Below are 20152 nucleotides of genomic sequence, written 5' to 3'. Positions count from 1 at the left end.
GTCACAGCGTGCGGACGCGCAGTCCTGGCTTGAGGAGCCCTGTCAACGCTTTCCCCCGCGAGTTTCTCCCGCGAGCAGACGCAAAGGTTCGCCAGGCCCGGCGTGTCGGGCACCTCCATGTCTGCTCGCGGGAGAGAAAGTTTCGCGGGAGAAAAAGTTTCGCGGGAAAAAAGTTACGGGGCGACAGTCAGCCAGTCCTGGAAACCCGACGGGTCATGGCGGCCCAACGCACCGTGCTCGAACAGACCCCAGCCCTCCACGGGTGCACCGTTGCCTTCGGTGCACACTGCGCGGCCGACGTGGTCGATGACGCCGAACCCGGCCCTGCCGATGATCGCGGGGTCGGTCATGTCGTAGGTGACCCGTTCGGTGAACCGGTGGCCTTTCCACATGCCGTGCAGCCAGTCGACGTCACCGCCGTAGCCGCCGCCCACGTGAATCGGCACGGGCAGTTTGGATTCCACGTCGAACCGCACGGGCGAGCCGTCGGGGGCCGTGGCGTCGATGGTGGCGCCGGCGGGAATGCGGGTTCCGCTGCGGTAGTGGATCTTCACGCGCGGCCAGCCGAGTTGCTCGACGCGGCCGTCCTTCCAGATCCGCGTGCAGTCGTTGAGCGAGCGGAATCCGTCGGGGTCTTCTTGGATGATGATGACGATCGAGAACTCGTCGAACGCGATCGGTACGTAGAGCCACCACATGCCCTCGAACGGCGGGTCGGCCGGTCGGCCGGCCGGCTCGGCCTCGCCGATCGGCCGGATTCCCCAGGAGCGGTCCCGCGAACCGATCCACGTTGCCGGGTCGACGGCGATGTGCTCCCCATCGATCTCCAGATGGCCTGTCCACGAACCCAATTGGGCGAACCGCTGGGCGTCGAGGGTGACGCGGTTGCCCTGTCGCATCAGATGTGGCTGTTCCTGGACGACGTCGAACAGTCCGTTCCAGGTGAGATCGGCTGCGATGCCGTCGGTTTCGTCGAGGACGATGCGCACCTGCTGCAGAGGCTCGGTGACCTCGACGCGGTAGCCGAGGACATGCTGGTGCAGCCGGTCCTGGTCGACGGCATCGGACAGATGGACCGCGGTTTGCGTGTCGCCGCCCTGCCCGAATTTGCCGCTGCCGCGGCGGGACACCAGCAGATAGGCATCCTTGACCCCGAGGTTGGGGTAATAACCGATGCCCGTGATGACGAAGATGTCGCCGGTGCGGTCGTGAGCGTTGAAATACGAGCGGTCGTAGAAATTCCGGTCTGATGATCCGGGCCACGCGATGGGCTGGGGGACTTGATGTACCGGGAATTCGTCCATGGGGCCGAGCATCAGGGTGTCTCCTCGATCATGCGTTGCAGCAAAGGGCGGTGGTAGAACAGCGTTTCGACGTCGTCGGGTTTCTCCATCTCGCCGAAGTGCACGCGGCGTGCGCCGGTGCGCATGAACACGCAGGCCCACACCACCCCGGAATAGACGTAGAACCACTTCAGGTCACCGACCTCGACACCGCTGTGCTCGCGATAGGTGGCGCGGACATCTTCCTCGCGCAGCACATCGGGCAGTCCGGGCAGGCCTGCCATGCTGCACAGCTCCTGGAACACCATGTGCGCGTAGATGATCCACGCGACGTCGAACTCGCGCGGGCCTACCGTGGCCATCTCCCAATCGAGGACGGCGGCGGGTCGGAAATCCTGGTAGAGCACGTTGCCGATGCGCGAGTCGCCCCAGACCAGGACAGACTCACCTGCCGCGACATCCTCGGGGAAGTGCTCTTCCAGCCATCGCAGCGCCCGCTCGACCAGCGGCGACCGGCCGACATCCGGTACGGCGAATTCGTACCAGTCCTTGAGCCAGCCGAAGTGCCTGCGCAGTGCGGTGTCTCCCGGCGGGTCGGCCTCGATCAGGAAACCAAAGGTGCTCTCTGCGTTGGGAATCGCGTGCAGCTGGGCCAGTACGCGCACGGTTGAGTCCTGCAGTGTCCGCTGCTGCTCGGTGGTGGCGTCGGCGAACCAGTTGTTGCCGAACGTGTAGGGCATGACGTCGGGCGGCACCACACCGTCGACGCGGTCCATCAGGAAAAACGGCCGGCCCAGCACCTCGCCCGTGGGTTCCAGCCAGCGCACCGTGGGAACAGGGACATCGGTCAGTTCGCGCGCCAGCCGCATCACCTCGAACTGGTCGCCCAGCCGGTATGCCGAAAACACGGGCACGTCGTCGTCGCTGGGTGCCACGCGGGCCACCCACTGCTGTTCTCTGGCCTCGCCGTCTTCGGTCCAGCGTCCCGTGAGAATGATTGTCTCCGAAGACATTCCGTTGGAGTCGACGCCGCTTTCCACGGTGATCTCCGGCGCCACGCCACCGGGCATCACCGTGGAAAGCCACTGTGACATCACCGCGGGCAGATCGCTGGTGTCCCGACTGGACCGTTGCAGTCGGTTGACGTCCTCTACGGCCCGTTCAGCGGCCACAAGCTTTTCCTTCCGGACGGAATTACGATACTGTGGGTAGCGTTATGAAAGCAGACCCGTCTACGAATGGCAAGGTTTCCGGCGCCGGCCGCCCGCGCGACCCGCGCATCGACGCTGCCATACTGCGCGCCACCGCGGATCTGCTTGTCGAAATCGGCTATTCAGCAGTCACCATGGCCGCCGTCGCCGAACGCGCGCAGACCACCAAGACAGCGCTGTATCGGAGGTGGTCGAGCAAGGCCGAACTCGTGCACGAGGCCGTGTTCCCCGCGGCGCCGAGTGCGCTGGCCACCCCGGCAGGCGATGTCGCCGCCGACGTGCGGGCAATGATCAGCGCCGCTCGCGACGTGTTCACCAGTCCCGTGGTGCGTGCCGCCTTGCCGGGGCTGGTCGCCGACGTGGCCGCCGACCCCGAGCTCAACGCCCGGGTGATGGCCCGCTTCACCGGGATGTTCGCCGCGGTGCGCGAGCGGGTGGTCGACGGCATCGCCCGCGGTGAGGTGCACGCGGACGTCGACCCCGACCGGCTGGTGGAGATCATCGGCGGGGCCACCATGCTGAGAATGCTGTTGTGGCCGGGCAGCGACCTCGACGACGAATGGGTGGCCCAGACCACCGCGATCGTGGTGCACGGTGTGACGATCGGGCGGTGACTCCCGACCCTTTTGCGTCACGGTGAGGACAAACCTTCCGGGTGGCCTCAGTGCTGCATAGTCTGTGGCCACGTGACGCTTACTGCCCCACGTTCAGCGGCCAAACCCACTGCGCGCACCGTCGCGTTGGGCAGTGCGGTCGGCACCACGATCGAGTGGTACGACTTCTATCTGTATGCCACGGCCGCAGCGCTGGTCTTCAAACCACTGTTCTTCCCGAACATCTCATCGACAGCGGGAACGCTGGCCTCGTTCGCGACCTATGCGGCGGGGTTCGGGGCGCGGCCGCTCGGCGCGCTGATCTCAGGTCACTACGGAGACCGGTTGGGACGCAAGGCTGTTCTGGTGACCGCGCTCGTCGGGATGGGCCTGAGCACTTTCGCGATCGGGCTTTTGCCGACGTACGCCCAGGTTGGGCTGCTGGCTCCGGCACTGCTGGTGAGCCTGCGGTTGCTACAGGGCCTTGCGGTGGGCGCGGAATGGGGCGGCGCGGCACTGCTCTCGGTGGAGCATGCGCCGGCGGGGCGCCGCGGCCTGTTCGGCAGTTTCACGCAATTGGGCTCGCCGGCAGGCATGTTGCTGTCGACGGGGGTCTTCTACGCGACGAGGACGATCACGGGCCCCGATGCCTTCCTCAGCTACGGCTGGCGAATCCCGTTCCTGCTGAGTGCCGTTCTCGTCGTGATCGGGCTGGTGATCCGGCTCAGGCTCACCGACGCCGAGGTGTTCACGCGAATCCGGGACCGCGGCGAGGTGGTGCGGTTGCCGGTGCTGGAGGTGCTGCGTACCCAGCCGCGAAATGTGTTGATCACCACCGGGTTACGGTTCTCACAGATCGCCCTGTTCGTCCTGCTGACCACGTATTCACTGACCTACCTTGCGGATTCAGAGGCGGGCAGCCAGGTCGGCCTGACAGCCGTCCTCATCGCGTCGGCCATCGGCCTGATCAGCACGCCGGCGTGGGCGATGCTGTCCGACCGGGTGGGCAGACGGCCACCGTATCTGTTCGGTGCGGTGGCGGGTTTGGTGGCCCTGACCCTGTTCTTCGTGGCCGCCGGCACCGGATCCCACGTCGCGATCGTGCTGTCCATCGTGTTCGGGATCAACATCGCGCACGACGCCATGTACGGGCCCCAGGCGGCCTGGTTCGGTGAACTGTTCGACACCCGCCTGCGCTACAGCGGTGCATCGCTCGGGTATCAGATCGGTGCGGTGCTCTCGGGTGGATTCGCACCGTTGATCGCAGCGGCTCTGCTGGTGGCCGGTGGGGGCAGCCCCTGCCTGATCGTCGGGTATTTCGCGGTGCTGACCGCGATCACGCTGGCATCCGCCTACTTCGCGCGGGAAACAAATCTGGATCAGATCGGGGATGCGCAATGAACAGGATCTATCTCAACGCCTTCGACATGGCCTGCGTCGGACATCAGTCAGCAGGGCTGTGGCGTCATCCCGACGACCAGGGCTACCGCTACCGCGAGCTCGGGTACTGGACGGAGTTGGCCCGCACGCTGGAGGCCGGTGGCTTCGACGCGTTGTTCCTCGCCGACGTGCTCGGCGTCTACGACGTGTACGGCGGTTCACGGGATGCGGCCGTGACCGATGCCGCGCAGGTACCGGTCAACGACCCCACGCTGACCGTGTCCGCCATGGCGGCGGTCACCGAAACCCTCGGGTTCGGCGTCACGGTGTCGCTGACCTACGAGCAGCCCTACGCTCTGGCCCGCCGATTCTCGACGCTGGATCACCTGACCGGCGGCCGGGTGGCCTGGAACATCGTCACCTCCTATCTCGACAGTGCCGCCCGTAATCTCGGGCTGGACGCCCAGATCCCGCACGACGAACGCTACGAGATCGCCGAGGAATACCTCGAGGTCTGCTACAAGCTGTGGGAGGCGTCGTGGGAGCCGGGCGCCGTGATCCGCGACCGCGATCGGGGCGTGTTCACCGACCCGGCCAAAGTGCATGACATCGAGCACAAGGGCCGCTACTTCAACGTCCCGGGGCCGTTCCTGTGCGAACCGTCCCCGCAGCGCACGCCCGTGCTGTTTCAGGCGGGCGCCTCGCCGCGCGGAGTCCAGTTCGCCGCGGCGCACGCCGAGGCGGTCTTCGTGTCGGGCCCGACGCCCGAGATCGTCGCCAAGCCGGTCAAGGCGCTGCGCGACGCCGCAGCCGAACACGGCCGAGATCCGCAGTCCATCAAGGTGTTCACGATGCTGACCCCGATCGTCGCCGAGACCCATGAGGCGGCCGTCGCCAAGCTGCACGACTACCGGCGGTATGTGAGCACCGACGGTGCGCTGGCGCTGTTCGGCGGCTGGACCGGGGTGGACCTGGCCGAGCTCGGCCCGGACGAACCCCTGAGATACGTCCAGACCGAGGCGAATCGCTCTGCGCTGGCGTCGTTTACCACGCCGGACCGCTCGTGGACGGCGGCGCAGTTGGCCCAGGAGGTCGGTCTCGGCGGCCGCGGGCCGGTGGTGGTCGGTTCACCCACCGAAGTTGCCGACGAACTCGAACGTTGGGTCGAGGAAGCCGGCGTCGACGGATTCAACCTGGCCTACGTCACGACGCCGGGCACCTTCGTCGACTTCGCCCGTCACGTGGTGCCCGAGCTGCGCCGGCGTGACCGGGTCCCCGCTGACACCGAGCGCGTCACCCTGCGCGAGCGGCTCGGCGGTACCGGACCCCTGCTGGCTGCGGATCATCCCGGTGCCGTCTACCGGCCGCCGGGCTGGTTCTGAGCTGCGGTCAGCGACGCTGGGCTCGCTCGATGCACTCCTCCAGATAATTCGCGAAACGTGCATTTTGGACAGCGTCGCGGATGCCGTCACCATCCATGACAACGATCAGGTACGGCTCGCGGGTAAGGCTCGGATGCGTCCCTGCCCAGGTACGTAAGGCTCACGGTGCGCCGATCAGCGCACGGACATTCATTCGCGCCTCCATATGGGCACAGAATGACAGACGACACCGACATCGCAGAGCAGAAAGGTGTCGCCATGACGGAGCAACCGTTCCCTGCGGACTGGCAGATCGCACTCGTGCTGGTGCCTCACCCGGACGATCCCGAGTACGGCGTCGGTGCGGCCGTCGCCAAGTGGACCGATTCCGGCAAGACCGTGCACTACGCCCTGGCCTCTCGTGGCGAGAGGGGAATCGCCGGCATGCCGCCCGAACAGGCCGGACCGTTGCGGGAAGTGGAGCAGCGCCGGTCGGCGGCCCTCGTCGGAGTCAGCGACGTGGCGTTCTGGGACTTTCCGGACAGCGACATCCGCAACACCCCCGAGCTGCGGGCCAAGATCGCCGCGACCATGGCGAGCCTGCATCCCGACCTCGTCGTCACGATCTACAGCGGCCCGAGCTGGGCGCCCGACGCGCCCAACCAACGAGACCACATCGAGTTCGCGCACGCGGTCGCGGAGGCGTACGACAGTCTGGTCGAGCCGCCTGCGTGGCTGTTCGAGAACGGGCCGGACCCGACGCACTACGAGCTGGTTGACGGCTATACCGATCGGGCCGTCGAATCGCTTGCCGCCCATGAGGTTTACCTGTCGGTGCTCGATCCGCACACGCCCATCGTCGAACAGGCCCGCCGCCAGGTGGAGATGACCACGCCGGTACGCGAGGCACTCGGGGGACGCACGGTCGAGTTCATCCTCAAGCGACACCGCTGAGCAACCAACCGGGCCACCTACCATCTACTTGTGCGAGCCGTGGTGTATCCCGAGGTCGGTGTGCTGCCGACGGTTGTCGATGTGGCCGATCCGCAATGCCCTGCCGATGGCGTGATCATCGACGTGGCCGCGACGGGAGTGTGCCGTTCCGACTGGCATGCCTGGCGCGGTCACGATCCGGTCGAAGTGCCGATCATCCCCGGGCACGAGTTCGCCGGGACCATCGCAGCGGTCGGCACGGAGGTCACCGGCTGGCAGGTGGGGGAGCGGGTCACGGTGCCGTTCGTGCTGGGTTGCGGGCTGTGTGAGTACTGCGTCGCCGGTGACGCGCAGGTGTGCCCCGACCAACTGCAGCCCGGGTTCACCCTGCCGGGCTCCTTCGCTCGGCAGGTGGCTGTGCCACGCGCGCAGACCAATCTGGTGCGGCTGCCGGATACCGTGTCGTTCGTCGCGGCGGCAGCTCTGGGGTGCCGGTTCGCCACGTCGTTTCGAGCGGTCGTCACCCACGGCGCCGTGCGGCCCGGACAGTGGGTCGCGGTCCATGGCTGCGGTGGCGTCGGTCTGTCGGCGGTGATGATCGCGAAAGCCTTCGGCGCCAACGTCGTTGCCGTCGACCGCAGCGCGGAAGCCCTCGCGACGGCCGGTGCGCTGGGCGCCGATGAACTGATCAACGGCGCTGAGATCGACGACGTCGCAACCGAAGTCGTCCATCGCACCGGGGGAGGGGCGCACATCGGGGTCGACGCCATCGGCCATCCCGCGGTCGCGGCTGCCTCGGTGTCCTCGCTGCGCCGTCGCGGCCGCCACGTGCAAGTGGGTCTGTTGCTCGGCGACGCCGCACAGACCGCTCTGCCGATGGACCGCGTGATCGCCCACGAGCTCGCGGTGCTCGGCTCGCACGGGATGCCCGCCGTGGACTATCCGGCGATGCTCGAGCTCCTTGCGAGCGGTGCGCTCGACCCGGAACGGCTGGTGACCCGGGTGGTCGGACTCGACGAGGCCGGTGCGGCGCTGGCGGCCATGGATGCGCCGACGGGTCCCGGGATGACCATCATCGAACCCTGTCGTTCAGCCTGAGTCGTACCATCAGCCTGTGATCAGCGCTTCGCAGACCAACGGCAGCAGCCATACGGTGCTGGCCGAGGTCGACAGCACCTCCTACCGGTCGCTGCGGCACCGACCGGTGTCGCGTGCCGAGCGGTACGCGATCGGTAAGGGGCTGCGGAAGCGAGTTCCGCGTCGCACGCTGGCAGATTGGGATCTGCGCATCGGCCGGCCCGACCCGATCCAGCTGATTACGATCAGCCACGAAGGCCGCGTCGACCGGCTCATTCCAATCCGGGTCGGCCGTATGGTCGCGTCCCCGTACGGCTTTCTGCGTGGTTCGGCGGTGGTCATGGCCGACGACGTCGCGCACCTCCCGAGCACCGGCATCAACCCGGTCGTCTGCGGTGACGCGCATCTGGGCAACTTCGGGTTCTATGCGTCGCCCGAGCGGGATCTGGTCATCGATCTCAACGATTTCGACGAGGCCCATCCTGGTGGGTGGGAATGGGACCTGCGCCGGTTGGTGGCCAGTATCTGGGTCGCGGGCCGGCACAACGGCGCCACCGAAGAGCAGTGCGCCACGTCGGTGCAAGCCTGTGTTGCGTCCTACCGCAAGCAGATTCGCTGGCTTGCCGATCAGCCGCTGTTCGCCCGCTCGTTCCAGCGGATCGGCGCCGACGAATTGGCGGCCGAGGCCGGGGGCAAGCTGCAGGACGAGGTGAACCGCGCCGCCAAGCGAGCCCGCAACCGCACGAGTGACCGCGCCCTGCCCCGGTTCACCGAGGAGGTCGCGGGAGTACGCCGGCTGGTGGAGGAGCCCCCGCTGATCACCCGGCTGTCCGAACCGGACGCCGATCAGCTCGCCGAAGCGCTCGACGAGTATCTGTGCACGCTGGCCCCGCACTGGCGTCGCATGCTCGGTGGTTACACGCTCGTCGACGTCGCGCACAAGGTGGTCGGCGTCGGCAGTGTCGGATTGCGTGCCTACGTGGCGCTGCTCGAAGGCTCGACGCCCGACGATGTCATCTTCCTGCAGCTCAAACAAGCCCGCCGGTCGGTGCTCGCGCGGTACGTCCACGGTGAATCCGCCTGGCACGCGCACCAGGGACAGCGTGTGGTGGAGTATCAGCAGGCGCTACAGACCGTCAGCGATCCACTACTGGGCTGGACGAGCATGGACGGTCGACAGTATTACGTGCGGCAGTTCCGCAATATGAAAGGCACCATTCCGCTGGATGCCATCGATGCCGACGCGCTCACCGACTACGCGGGTGTGGTCGGACAGCTGCTCGCGAAGGGCCATGCCCGCACGAGTGGCGCGTCGATGATCGCCGGCTACATGGGCGGCTCGGACCGAGTGGATCAGGCGCTGTGTCTGTTCGCCCGGCGGTATGCCGATCAAACCGAGGCCGACCACGCCGCGCTGGTTGCCGCTGTGGATCGTGGGCTGCTGCCCGTGGAGCGCGGGGTCTGACTGTCGAGCCGGTCGCTACGCCGAGCGGGTCGACGATCGCGGAGCCGGATCCTTGCGCGAGAGCGGATCGCCGACCTCGACGCCTGGGGCGTCGTGAACGTGGTGGGCGAAGGCCGCCCTGATCGCGGCCGCGTCACCCGACTGGATCGTGGAGATCAGATCCAGGTGAACTTGTGCGACGTCGCGCGCGTCCCGGAACGCCTCATGGTCGACGATGAAGAACAACCGCAGTTTCGATTCCCAATCCCGCCAGATGGACAACAGGGATGCGTTGCCGCACCGCTCGTAGAAATAGCGGTGAAACGCCAGGTGCTTCTCGATTTCAGTGACCGGGTCCTTGCCGACTGCACGGTCGAGTTGCTCGACGATCCGGCGCAGATTCTTCCAGTCGGCCTCTTTGAGGTTCGCGATTGCCAGGCTCACCGCATACGGCTCGAGCAGGGAGCGCAGCGCCGCGATCTCGGCGACTGTGGCGGGGGAGACCGATGCCACGAAAGCGCCCTTGAACGGCACCTTCTCAACGAGACCTTCTTCTTCCAGCCGGCTCAGGGCCTCGCGTACCGGTGAGCGACTGATCTTCATCTCGTCAGCGATATGGGCTTCGCGCAACTGTGCGCCAGCCGGGAGCTCGCCCGACAGGATCGCCTGCCTGATCTGCGCGAGAACAGCAGTCGGCGCCTTTTGGTGCTCAAGCGGTGCGAACGTGGCCACGGTCTTCTTTCCCTGATGGAATCTAGTCGACAGTATACGGCCGCCCCAGCTACGTTAAGCCCAGCCTGCGCGGCCGAGTCAATGGACCACGTCGGTCGAGATTGGCGCCAGCCAGGTGTCGGTCACGGTGTATCCCGTCGGGAATGGGTCGGATGGATCCAAGACCACTTTGGTGAAATCGGTGATCCAGGCCTGGCCGGCGATGCTGGGCACCACCGCCGCGAGATCGCCCTGTGTGGTGCAACTCTCGATGACGCCATCGAACTGCGTCCCGATGATCGATCGGTGAATGAAGTGCTCACCGGGTTCGATCTGGCCGCGCGCATGCAGCACCGCCAGTCGTGCGGATGTGCCTGTACCGCACGCGCTGCGATCCACACGCCCTGGTGAGACGATCACAGCATTGGAAGCGGTCAGTTGCCCGTCGACTCGCTCGATCGGTGTGGTGAATTCGGTCTGGGTGATGCCGGGATATTCGGGATGGACTGGGTGCACAGCCGAAAGCTGTTCGGCAGCTGCCTCTTTGATGCGCTGGCCGAGATGGCATAGATCGCGGGCCTGCGCTGGTTCAATGCGCAGACCTACGGTTGCGGCATCGACGAGCACATAAGCCATGCCGCCCCAGGCGACATCGACGGTGAGCGGGCCGATGCCTGGCACATCAATCTCTGCGTCGAGGTGATAGACAAAGGCCGGCTGATTGATGAACCGAACACTGGTCACCTTGCCGTCATTACAAGCGCATTCGAGCTCGATCAGTCCCGCCGGTGACTCCAGCGTGAGGGTGGTGATCGGCTCGATCATCGGGACCATCCCGGTTTCGAGCAATACGGTGGCCACGCAGATGGTGTTGCTGCCCGACATCACCGGGTACTCGGTCGATTCCATCACCACGTAACCCATGGCGGCCTTCGGATTGCTGGACGGGAGAACGACGTTGGTCGATCGCACGACATTGCCGCGCGGCTCGTGCAGCAGCCGCTGCCTGAGCTCGTCGCGATGTTTTTGTAGATAGTTGCGCTTGTCGAACATCGTCTGGCCGGGTACGTCACCGATCCCACCGACCACCACGTTGCCGATCTCTCCCTCGGCATGACATCCCACCACGTCGACGAGATTGGTCAACCGCATGTGCTATTCCTCTCCGAAGCTGTTGTGCCGCTCAAGTGTCGCGCGGTGCTCTCATGGATCTGGCCAGCGGTGGGCCGGCAGACGCCGGCCCACCACGGAGATATCTGGAACCGTCAGCGGTAGCCCCTGCTGAGTGCCTCCTCGGTGTCTTTGCGTACCTTGGCGGCGATCTCGGGAGACAATGGCAGCCGTGGAGGACGGCACGCGCCCCCCTTTCGGCCTGCAACATCCATTGACAGCTTGATTGCTTGTACGAAGGCCGGTTTCGAATCCCAGCGCAGTAGTGAGTGTAGGTCCCGATACAGCGGCAGCGCCTGGTCGAGGTCCTGTGCAACGGCGAAGTCCCACAGTTGCGCAGAAGCGACCGGCAAGGCGTTGGGATAGCCCGCGATCCACCCTTTGGCGCCCGCAATCGCCAGTTCCAGGACCACGTCATCGGTACCGACAAGCACGTCGAGGTCCGGAGCGAGTTCCTGAAGCTCGTAGATGCGGCGCACGTCCCCGCTGAACTCCTTGACCGCGACGATCAGGCCCTCGGCGTGCAGCCGAGCCAGCAGTGCCGGCGACAGGTCGACCTTGGTGTCGTATGGATTGTTGTATGCGACCACGGGCAGACCAGCTGAGGCGACCTGTTCGTAGTGGGCGACGACGATGTCGTCGTCGGCGCGGTATGCGTTGGGCGGCAAGGACAGTAGGGCGTGGGCGCCGGCGTCTTTGGCTTGGCGAGCCCAGTTGAGCGCCTCACCGGACCCGTAAGCGCCCGTGCCCGGCACGACAGAGAATCCGTCGGGTGCCGCTTCGACGGCGACGGCGACGACCTTGGCGCGTTCCTCACGGCTCAGGCACTGGTACTCGCCCAGAGAGCCGTTCGGAGTGACGCCATGGCAGCCGTTCTCGGCGAGCCACTTGACGTGTTCTGCGTACGCGTCGTAATCGACCGACAGGTCAGCGTTGAAAGGCAGCGCTGTCGCCACCACGATGCCGTGCCACGGTTGCGTGGTCATTGGCCCTCCTCGTTTTGGTTGTTGCATGTTGTCGACAATGTACTACATCGAAGGGTCGGCGCAAAGCGCCATCGGTACCTCGTTCGTGCACGCCCCGAACCAGTTATTCGGCGCCATCGACCTTGCGGGCGGCCGCAGCCGGCCAACCGACCAGCAGCACGGTGAGCGTGCAGATCAACAAGATTGCTGTCGGGACGGTCCACGCGCCGGTCCCGTCGTGCACGGCACCAACAAGGAGGGGGCCCACTGCAGCCGTCAGATATCCGACTGTCTGCGCCATGCCGGACAGCGCGGCGGCCGCCTTGGCGGTGTGCGACCTCAAGACGAACAAACTCAACGCCAGCCCGATCCCGGATCCCTGCCCTGCGCCGAGAAGAATCGCCCACACTGTCTCCCACCGGCCGGGGGACAGGAGCAGTCCGGTCGATCCACATCCGAAGCCCAGTGCGGACGCCAGCACCAGCGGACGTTGATTGCTCAGGCGCACAGCGATGACGGGAACGACCAGGGACGTCAACATGCCTGTTGCGCTCATGGCTGCTGAGCACAACGCAGCGGTCGATTCCCGGTTTCCGGCGTCGTGCACGATGGCCGGCAGCCAGGCGATCAGGGCGTAGTAGATGAGTGACTGCACGGCCATGTAACCCGCGACTGCCCATGCCAGCGATGACCGCCACATCCGACTCCCGGCGTAGGCGGCTGTGGTGTCTGTGGGCGGTCGGATGGCGCGGGGGATCCACGAGGCCAGTGCCGCCAGCGTCAGTAGCCCCCACACCGCAAGCGCGGCACGCCAATTGTCATGCAGCGCCGCGGTGATCGGCACGCTGATACCAGCCGCCAATGCTGCGCCGCCATTGAGGCACAGTGAGTAGACGCCCATCATCAAACCCACCCGGGTCGGGTAGTCGCGCTTGATGGCGCTGGGCAGGAGAACGTTGGTCACGGCAATCCCTGCACCGGCGAGTGCCGTGCCGATGAACAGGCCCGTCAATGACGGCAGCGCGCGTACGGCGATACCGCATCCGAGAATGAGCAGGGCGCCGACGAGGGTGCGGTTCAGCCCCCACCGCGCGCTTGCCCGAGCCGCACATGCGGAAACGACTCCGAAGCACAACAGCGGCAATGTGGTGAGGATGCTGATCGTGGATGCGGTGAGGCCCGTGTCGTCTCGAATTCGAGTGGTCAGCACGCCGACTGCCACCAGCGGGGGTCGCTGATTGAGTGATACGGCGATCAACCCGAACAGTACGCCGATGGTCTCCCAACCTGTGCGCACCGCCGGGGCTGTCATGAATTCCGACCACAGAATACGGTGAAAAACCCTGTGCTAGAACGCGATACAGCGACGCCCGCGGCCGATTCCAGGGCGCCGGGATATGCGACGGTCCGCCGCTCGGTGGTGGTATCGAAAGCCGGCGTCACGAGCGCCTTCCTCTGCTCCGTGCGCGCACATGTCTGGCCGCCGACCTCTTGTGGCGGTGCAGTACCAGCAGGTCTGTGGTCGAACCCCGGCCGCGCGCAAATTCCGCTTGCCTCACCGTCTAGCGTGGCATATTGTCGACAAAACACTACGTCCAATCTACCGCCTCGGCACCGGTGACGGGTGCATTCTCAAATCACGCTGGAGCAAGGAACAGAAAAAATGACCCTTGAAGACAACGCGTTACCCACGCCACGCGCAGCGGTGGGAGGACACCAGCACGCCGCTGACGACGCGCAACATCTGGAGAAATTCGGCTATAAACAGGAGCTCAATCGAGCACTCGGACTGTTCTCGTCCTTCGGCGTCCAGTTCACGTCGATCTCGGTCGGCTCGGTACTGTTCACCACCATCATCGTCGGCTTTGGCTTCTTCGGGCCGGCCTCGTTCTGGCCCTTCATCATCGGCGGAGCGCTACAGGTCTTCGGCGTGGGACTTGCAGTCGCCCAACTGGTCTCCGCATTTCCGCTCAGCGGCGGGGTCTACCAGATCATCAGCCGTCTCGCCCCGAAAGCCCAATGGCTGGCCTGGCAGGGCGGATGGTGGCTGGTCATTGCGCACACCGTCGCGGTGGGCGCACTCGCGGTGAGCATGGTGCCGTTCATTGCCGGTTGGTTCGGTATCGATGACCTCTCGGCCGGACAGGTCACGCTGTGGGCGATCGGCATCATCGTCTTGGTCACCTTGGTCAACATCGCCGGCGTAAGGGCTGCTGCTGTTCTCAACAACGTCGGCGTCGTGGCCGAGGCGGCGATCATCATCATGGTCATCGTCGGCCTGGTGGTCGCGCACTACGATCGTGCCCCCGCGTCCGTACTGTTCGACACAGCGGGCACCACGGCCGACCGGCCCGCATGGATCGCGTTCCTCTTCGGAATGATCCTGCCCGCCTACGCCATATCGAGTTTCGACGCAACCGGCAACGCGGCCGAGGAAACCAAGAATGCCGCGCGCAACGCCGCGCTCGGAACTGTGCTGGCCAACACCGCAGCCGTCATCGGCGGAGCCGTGTTCTTCTATCTACTGGTGCGGGCCATCCCCAACGTCGACGCGGTGATGGCCAGTGCCACACCGGTGAAGCTGATCCTGGACTCGACCGTGGGCACCACCGTGACGACGATCTTCGAAGCCGTCGCCATCGTTGCCCTGATGGCTTGTATCGCGATGCTGCAACTGACCGCCGTCCGTGTGATTTGGTCTCAGGCCCGCGATCGACAGATGCCGGCGGCACGTTGGCTGCACAAACTCAACGGCAACCGCATCCCGATGAACGCGACGTTCGTCGTGACGCTGATCTCCATCATGGTGTGCTGCTGGTCGTCGCTGCTCACGGTTCTGTCGGCCATGACCGCCCTCGCCTGGGCGCTCGCCTACGGCGTCGTCGTCATCGTCGGCTTCAACGCCGTGATCCGAAAGAGGCTGCCCGAACACCCCTTCAACCTCAAGGCCGCTTCGCCGATAGTCTTCCTCGTCGCGATTGTTTGGTCGGTTGTGCTGTGTGCCCTACTCGTGTGGTCGGATTGGCTGCGTGTCGGCGTCGGAATGCTGGTCGCCATCGGCATCGGATTCCTGATCTACTTCACCATTCCGTCTGCAGATCGTGGCAATCTGCAACGCGAGGGGATCCACGACTGATCCGCGACGCACTCGACGAGCCGCACTACACAGGTCCGTTCTCACGTCGACAACGGGCCACGCAGAAAAGGAGCTTCCACCAAATGGTTTTCACAATGCCGCAGCTACCCCGCGTCGCCAACCTGATCGCAGGGGAATGGGTCGACGGTTCGGGCGCCGACACTCTCGACGTTCTCAACCCGGCCACGGGCGAGGTGTTGACGAGTTTCAGGGGATCCACGGCCGACGACGTCGACGCGGCGGTCGCCGCCGCTCGTGCTGCCCAACCTGCATGGGGAGCGCTTTCGGCGCGGCAGCGGTCAGAGGCGCTGCACGCGATATCGGCGGAGTTCAGTGACCGTCTCGATGAATTCGTCGCCTTGGAAGTCCTCGACGCGGGCAAGCCGCTCAGTGCCGCCCGGGACGCAGAACTACCCGATATCGCTGACTCGGTCCGGCACTTTGCCGGGGCGGCACGGACCCTCAGTGGTCAGGCCTCAGGCGAATATGTCCCCGGCACTTCGACTTTCATTCGTCGTGAACCGGTCGGTGTGGTGGCCGGCATCACGCCGTGGAATTATCCGTTGTGGCAGGCGGTGTGGAAGATCATGCCGGCCCTCGCCGCCGGTAATGCCGTGGTGATCAAGCCTGCCGAGCTCACTCCACTGTCCACCGCGGCCTTTGCCGACCTGGCCCAGAAGCATCTTCCGCCAGGCGTTCTCAACATCGTCAACGGGTACGGTTCTGTGGTCGGGACGGCGTTGGCGTCGCACGCCGACGTCAACCTGGTGTCGTTCACGGGTTCGACTGCCACCGGGCGCAATATCGCACAGGCCGCTGCAGCAAGCCCCATTCGGACTGTCCTTGAGCTCGGCGGCAATGCTCCGGTCATCGTTTTCGAGGATGTCGACGTCGACGCGTCCGCGTCCCTGATCGTCGAGGCTGCGCTGTACAACGCCGGACAGGAGTGCATGGCAGCGACGCGCCTCATCGTCGCGGAGCCCATCGCCGAGCGATTCTTCGATGCTGTGGTGAAGAACCTCGAACAGGTGCGGCTCGGCGAGACGACGGACGAGGCCACCACTTTGGGGCCGCTGATCTCCGCAGCCCAACTCGCCCGGGTGGAAAAGCTGATCGCAGGTCGCCCCAGCTCGGCGTCCTTGCGATTCGGCGGAACCAGGCCTGACCGTGCCGGCTTCTATCTCGAACCCACCCTCATCACCGGGCTGTCCCAGGACGACGATCTCGTCCAGCACGAGATCTTCGGCCCGGTGCTCACGGGCCAAACGTTCGCCGATGAGTCCGAGGCGATTTCGTTGGCCAACGGTGTTGGCTTCGGTCTGGCCGGATCGGTGTGGACGAGGGATGTCGCCCGCGGCCTGCGAGTGGTCAACGCGCTGAACTTCGGGAATGTCTGGATCAACACTCATCTGGTGGTGGCTCCAGACCTGCCGATCGGCGGTTTGAACCAGTCCGGCTATGGAAAAGAGGGCGGCCAGCTGGGGATCGAGGAGTTCACCAGGGTCAAGCAGGTTGGAATCTCCTTGACGTGAGACCGAATTCGAGTTTTACGTTCCAGCACATCAGACAACAGAAGGGTCTTTGATGGCTATCGTCGCCGGGGTCGACCCCCGCACCGCGACCCGCCTCCCGACCGTCACGGAGGCCACGACGCCTGCCGAAGTGGGCGAGACAGTGGCCGCTGCAGTGAGGTCGGTGCCGGCACTGGAAGAGTCCGGGCGCCAGTTCAGGGCCATGATGCTCGACGCCATGGCCGACGAAGCCGAAGCGCACCGTGACGAGTTGGTCTCCACGGCTGAGAGCGAAACCGGTTTCACCCCGGTCAAGCTCAACGGCGAGTTGACCCGCGCGACGTTTCAGTTGCGGTTCTTCGGGCAGGTGCTGCGCGAGGGAAGCTATTTGGAAGCCACCATCGATCCTGCCGCCCACACCACCATGGGCCCTCGCCCAGACCTTCGGCGTCTGCTCGTTCCGGTCGGGGCAGTCGCGGTCTTCGGCGCGAGCAATTTTCCGTTCGCCTTTTCGGTACTCGGTGGCGATACCGCGTCGGCCCTGGCGGCCGGGTGCCCCGTGGTCGTGAAAGCACACGACTCCCATCCAGCGACAGCGAAGTTGTCCCATGATCTGTTGGTCGAGGGGGCGCGACGCGCGGGCAGTCCTGGCGGTGTGGTGGGAATCGTCTACGGCCGTGAGGCGGGCACCGAACTGGTGGCACACCCCGACGTGCGGGCTGTCGGATTCACGGGTTCGCTCACCGGCGGTAAGGCCCTACTCGAGATCATCGGGCGCAGAACCGATCCGATTCCCTTCTACGGCGAACTCAGCAGCATCAACCCCGTCATCGTGACGCCGGCAGCCGCCGCGCAGCGGGGCGCATCGATCGGGTCGGAACTGGTCGGTTCCTTCACCCTCGGAGCCGGACAGTTGTGCACGAAACCGGGAGTGGTGCTGGTGCCCGACAACTCGGATGGCGACGCGGTGGTCGCCGCCGTACGGGCTGCGCTGTCGGACGTTGCGGCGCAACCGCTGCTCAATGAGCGGATCTTCTCGACCTATATGACAGAAACCGGCGCCCGACGCAGGGACAGCAGAGTCGCCACGATAGGGGGACCACTTCGGAATATCGCCGGATTCTGTGTCGACCCCGTGGCTTTCGAGACGGACATCGACACGCTGGACCGTGATCTGGTGGACGAGATCTTCGGCCCTGTCACGGTCATCGTGCGCTACCGGGCCGACGATGTCGAGGCGGCGGTCGTCTCGGCACTCGGGGCGCTGCCCCGCTCGCTGACCGTCACTCTGCAGCACGGAGACGACGAAGTGGACCTCATCCGGTCACTGACTCGGATCGCGCTTCCGACTGCAGGCAGGGTGATATTCAACGGATTCCCAACAGGCGTCGCGGTGTCTTGGGCGCAGCACCACGGAGGCCCTTGGCCGGCCACGAACTCGCTGCACACTTCGGTAGGGGCCACCGCGATCCGCCGATTCCTGCGTCCCGTCACGTTTCAGGATGCACCGCAAGAGATTCTGCCGACAGAACTGCAGGATGACTACGACGGAATTCCACGACGCATCGACGGAGTCTGGCGTACACCAGGGGAAGCATGAGTGTCTGGACCCCAAAGGCGCACGGGCGTAATCCAAGAGGAGATCGAAGCGAAACCATGACATCCCCAACCACCATCGTGACGGGCGCATCATCCGGTATCGGGGCGGCCGTGGCCCGCCAACTGGCCGCACAAGGACATCGGGTCGGTCTGGTCGCCCGCAGCAAGGATGCGCTCAACGCCGTGCTGGATCAGTTGGTAGTCGGCGGCCCGCATCTCACTGTCTCATGTGACGTCAGCGATCCCGAGCAGGTGACCCGTGCGGTAGACGAGATCACCGCTCATCTCGGTCTGCCCACCGGACTCGTCAACGCTGCCGGCGTGTGCCATCCGGCACCGTTGGACAAGGTCACACCGGAGCAGTGGCTGACGACCATCGGTGTGAACTTGACTGGGACCTTTCTTGTTTCGCAGGCGTTCTGCGGCCGGCTGTCTTCGGTCGGAGTCCGCGGCGGAATCGTCAACATCGGGTCGGAAGCCGGCACAATCGGGATGCCGCACTACGCGGCTTATTGCGCAAGCAAAGCCGGCGTGATCGGGCTGACCCGAGCGATGGCAGCCGAACTCGCTCCGCATGTTCGGGTGAACGCTTTGTGTCCGGGCCCGGTCGACACTCCGATGCTCCGCAGCGAGCTCGCCCTCAGCGGTGATCTGGATGCCGCCTGGGAGGCCGAACTCTCTCGGGTCCCGCTGCATCTCGTCGCGACGCCAGATGAGGTGGCGGAGGCTGCCGTCTGGCTGTTGGGCGCACGGCACGCCACCGGGACAGTCCTAGCGCTCGACGGCGGCACCACCGGGGCTTTCTACGCGACGCGCGGATAACGCCGCGGTTGTGAGGTGCGGCCAACGGTTGTTCGGCCACCCGATGACGTGGCCTTCAATCACTCGGCCACGATCGGGCCACGGCGACCGCGGCGGCGACCAACGCCTCGAAATCCCTCACATCACCGATCGGTTGCAGCACGACGGTGTCGATTCCGACGTCGACGTAGCGGGCGATACCTTCGCGGATCTCGCCGGTTGTCCCTCCGACCCCGAACGCTGCGGCGTCAACATTCCATCGGGTCGCCTCGGCGCGGAGTCGTTCGCGGGCACCATCTCTAGGAGCGCAGGGGAGGTACATCACTCGAGCGAACGATGTTGTCTCGGTCAGCGATTCGCAGCCACTGATATCGGTCAAGGTGGCCTGTACCGAGGCGACGGTGTTCTGGCAATCGATGATGACGCCCTGGCCGACCTGGGGTGCTAGACGGAGCGTCTTGGGGCCTGACCCACCGACCAGAATGGGCACCGGTTGTGGTGGAACCCAACTGAGGCGCACCGACGCCAACTCGACATAGCGACCTGAGCGAGTGACGTTCTCGCCGTCGAGAAGTGCGCGCAGAGCACTGACATACTCGCGGAGGAGTGTCAACGGAGACTGCACCCTGACACCAGCCTGGCTCATCCAATCCTGAACGCCATTTCCGATGCCGAGCTTTACCCTGCCGGGGTAGATCCTGGCCAGGGTCGCGATCTCCATCGCCGTGGCAACGACGCTGCGTAGCGGCGCCGGAACCAGTCCGATCCCGACCGAGAGCCGGTCTGACGAAGCTAACGCAACTGCTGCCTGCGCTACTGCTCCCTGTAGAAAGCAGTCCTCCCACAGCCACAGCTCTGCTATCGACGCGTCGTCGACCGCCCGCGCAATGGCGGGCAGGGTTTCCGGTGGGAAGTCCGGGCGGTAGACGACGCCGAATCGGGGTGCCGGCCGAGGGCTGCGCGCGGCCTTCGACATC

17 protein-coding genes are annotated in these 20152 nt (G+C 65.4%); 10 read left to right on the top strand and 7 right to left on the bottom strand.

Annotation, left to right across the window (positions count from 1 at the left end):
• Positions 1-173: 173 nt before the first annotated feature.
• Together RMCB_RS00195 and RMCB_RS00190 are read right to left on the bottom strand one after the other, a co-directional pair.
• Positions 174-1316 (bottom strand): Rv3169 family protein, encoded by a 1143-nt coding sequence (locus RMCB_RS00195; protein WP_062827144.1) that lies wholly within the window; start codon positions 1314-1316, stop codon positions 174-176.
• Positions 1316-2455, bottom strand: a complete 1140-nt coding sequence (locus tag RMCB_RS00190; protein ID WP_062827143.1) for a phosphotransferase family protein — start codon at positions 2453-2455, stop codon at positions 1316-1318. Before RMCB_RS00190 ends, RMCB_RS00195 begins: the two co-directional genes overlap by 1 nt.
• 44 nt (positions 2456-2499) lie before the next feature.
• Between RMCB_RS00190 and RMCB_RS00185 the strand changes: the two genes are divergently transcribed.
• From RMCB_RS00185 to RMCB_RS00160, 6 genes are all read left to right on the top strand, one after another.
• The gene (locus RMCB_RS00185) at positions 2500-3108 is read left to right on the top strand and encodes a TetR/AcrR family transcriptional regulator (protein ID WP_062827142.1); all 609 of its coding nucleotides are present in this window, start codon (positions 2500-2502) and stop codon (positions 3106-3108) included.
• A 72-nt stretch (positions 3109-3180) separates the two neighbouring features.
• Positions 3181-4488: an MFS transporter gene (locus RMCB_RS00180; protein WP_062827141.1), complete on the top strand. Its 1308-nt coding sequence runs from the start codon at positions 3181-3183 to the stop codon at positions 4486-4488.
• Positions 4485-5849, top strand: a complete 1365-nt coding sequence (locus RMCB_RS00175; protein WP_062827140.1) for an LLM class flavin-dependent oxidoreductase — start codon at positions 4485-4487, stop codon at positions 5847-5849. Before RMCB_RS00180 ends, RMCB_RS00175 begins: the two co-directional genes overlap by 4 nt.
• 258 nt (positions 5850-6107) lie before the next feature.
• Positions 6108-6782, top strand: coding sequence for a PIG-L deacetylase family protein (locus tag RMCB_RS00170; RefSeq protein ID WP_062827174.1), 675 nt, complete (start codon positions 6108-6110; stop codon positions 6780-6782).
• Between the two features lie 30 nt (positions 6783-6812).
• Complete coding sequence (locus RMCB_RS00165) at positions 6813-7859, top strand: zinc-dependent alcohol dehydrogenase family protein (RefSeq protein ID WP_062827139.1); 1047 nt, start codon at positions 6813-6815, stop codon at positions 7857-7859.
• A gap of 16 nt (positions 7860-7875) precedes the next feature.
• Entirely contained in the window at positions 7876-9303 is a 1428-nt protein-coding gene (locus tag RMCB_RS00160) for a DUF2252 domain-containing protein (protein WP_062827138.1), read from the top strand.
• A 15-nt stretch (positions 9304-9318) separates the two neighbouring features.
• Here RMCB_RS00160 and RMCB_RS00155 read toward each other — a convergent pair whose 3' ends face one another.
• The 4 genes from RMCB_RS00155 to RMCB_RS00140 form a co-directional block, all read right to left on the bottom strand.
• On the bottom strand, positions 9319-10014 hold the full coding sequence (locus tag RMCB_RS00155) for a GntR family transcriptional regulator (protein WP_029372592.1): 696 nt from the start codon (positions 10012-10014) through the stop codon (positions 9319-9321).
• A gap of 78 nt (positions 10015-10092) precedes the next feature.
• Positions 10093-11145, bottom strand: a complete 1053-nt coding sequence (locus RMCB_RS00150) for a proline racemase family protein (protein ID WP_062827137.1) — start codon at positions 11143-11145, stop codon at positions 10093-10095.
• Between the two features lie 113 nt (positions 11146-11258).
• Positions 11259-12149, bottom strand: coding sequence for a dihydrodipicolinate synthase family protein (locus tag RMCB_RS00145; RefSeq protein WP_062827136.1), 891 nt, complete (start codon positions 12147-12149; stop codon positions 11259-11261).
• A 103-nt stretch (positions 12150-12252) separates the two neighbouring features.
• Entirely contained in the window at positions 12253-13440 is a 1188-nt protein-coding gene (locus RMCB_RS00140; RefSeq protein WP_062827135.1) for a CynX/NimT family MFS transporter, read from the bottom strand.
• Positions 13441-13791: 351 nt separating this feature from the next.
• Here RMCB_RS00140 and RMCB_RS00135 point away from each other — a divergent pair, with 351 nt between their 5' ends.
• The 4 genes from RMCB_RS00135 to RMCB_RS00120 all read left to right on the top strand — a co-directional run bounded on the left by RMCB_RS00135 (position 13792) and on the right by RMCB_RS00120 (position 19196).
• A complete protein-coding gene (locus RMCB_RS00135) occupies positions 13792-15264 on the top strand; it encodes an APC family permease (RefSeq protein WP_084388320.1) in 1473 nt (490 codons plus the stop codon).
• Between the two features lie 83 nt (positions 15265-15347).
• The gene (locus RMCB_RS00130; protein ID WP_234791939.1) at positions 15348-16796 is read left to right on the top strand and encodes an aldehyde dehydrogenase family protein; all 1449 of its coding nucleotides are present in this window, start codon (positions 15348-15350) and stop codon (positions 16794-16796) included.
• Between the two features lie 52 nt (positions 16797-16848).
• Positions 16849-18375 carry an aldehyde dehydrogenase (NADP(+)) gene (locus RMCB_RS00125; protein WP_062827133.1) on the top strand — a complete coding sequence of 509 codons (1527 nt, stop codon included), beginning with the start codon at positions 16849-16851 and terminating at the stop codon, positions 18373-18375.
• Between the two features lie 56 nt (positions 18376-18431).
• Positions 18432-19196, top strand: a complete 765-nt coding sequence (locus RMCB_RS00120; protein ID WP_062827132.1) for an SDR family NAD(P)-dependent oxidoreductase — start codon at positions 18432-18434, stop codon at positions 19194-19196.
• 55 nt (positions 19197-19251) lie between these two features.
• Here RMCB_RS00120 and RMCB_RS00115 read toward each other — a convergent pair whose 3' ends face one another.
• Positions 19252-20151, bottom strand: coding sequence for an LLM class flavin-dependent oxidoreductase (locus tag RMCB_RS00115; RefSeq protein WP_062827131.1), 900 nt, complete (start codon positions 20149-20151; stop codon positions 19252-19254).
• Between the last annotated feature and the right edge of the window lies 1 nt (position 20152).

It is taken from the genome of Mycolicibacterium brisbanense, assembly GCF_001570425.1.
Taxonomy (GTDB): Bacteria; Actinomycetota; Actinomycetes; order Mycobacteriales; family Mycobacteriaceae; genus Mycobacterium; species Mycobacterium brisbanense.
Note: the sequence above shows the minus strand (reverse complement) of the source record. Positions and strands in the feature narration are given on the sequence as shown.

What these genes read in the sequence shown, in the direction of transcription:
- RMCB_RS00170 (WP_062827174.1), top strand. Translation starts at nt 6,108, where the DNA reads ATGACGGAGCAACCGTTCCCTGCGGACTGGCAGATCGCACTCGTGCTG.
- RMCB_RS00130 (WP_234791939.1), top strand. Translation starts at nt 15,348, where the DNA reads ATGGTTTTCACAATGCCGCAGCTACCCCGCGTCGCCAACCTGATCGCA.
- RMCB_RS00145 (WP_062827136.1), bottom strand. Translation starts at nt 12,149, where the DNA reads ATGACCACGCAACCGTGGCACGGCATCGTGGTGGCGACAGCGCTGCCT.
- RMCB_RS00115 (WP_062827131.1), bottom strand. Translation starts at nt 20,151, where the DNA reads ATGTCGAAGGCCGCGCGCAGCCCTCGGCCGGCACCCCGATTCGGCGTC.
- RMCB_RS00195 (WP_062827144.1), bottom strand. Translation starts at nt 1,316, where the DNA reads ATGCTCGGCCCCATGGACGAATTCCCGGTACATCAAGTCCCCCAGCCC.
- RMCB_RS00125 (WP_062827133.1), top strand. Translation starts at nt 16,849, where the DNA reads ATGGCTATCGTCGCCGGGGTCGACCCCCGCACCGCGACCCGCCTCCCG.
- RMCB_RS00140 (WP_062827135.1), bottom strand. Translation starts at nt 13,440, where the DNA reads ATGACAGCCCCGGCGGTGCGCACAGGTTGGGAGACCATCGGCGTACTG.
- RMCB_RS00175 (WP_062827140.1), top strand. Translation starts at nt 4,485, where the DNA reads ATGAACAGGATCTATCTCAACGCCTTCGACATGGCCTGCGTCGGACAT.
- RMCB_RS00185 (WP_062827142.1), top strand. Translation starts at nt 2,500, where the DNA reads ATGAAAGCAGACCCGTCTACGAATGGCAAGGTTTCCGGCGCCGGCCGC.
- RMCB_RS00135 (WP_084388320.1), top strand. Translation starts at nt 13,792, where the DNA reads ATGACCCTTGAAGACAACGCGTTACCCACGCCACGCGCAGCGGTGGGA.
- RMCB_RS00120 (WP_062827132.1), top strand. Translation starts at nt 18,432, where the DNA reads ATGACATCCCCAACCACCATCGTGACGGGCGCATCATCCGGTATCGGG.
- RMCB_RS00150 (WP_062827137.1), bottom strand. Translation starts at nt 11,145, where the DNA reads ATGCGGTTGACCAATCTCGTCGACGTGGTGGGATGTCATGCCGAGGGA.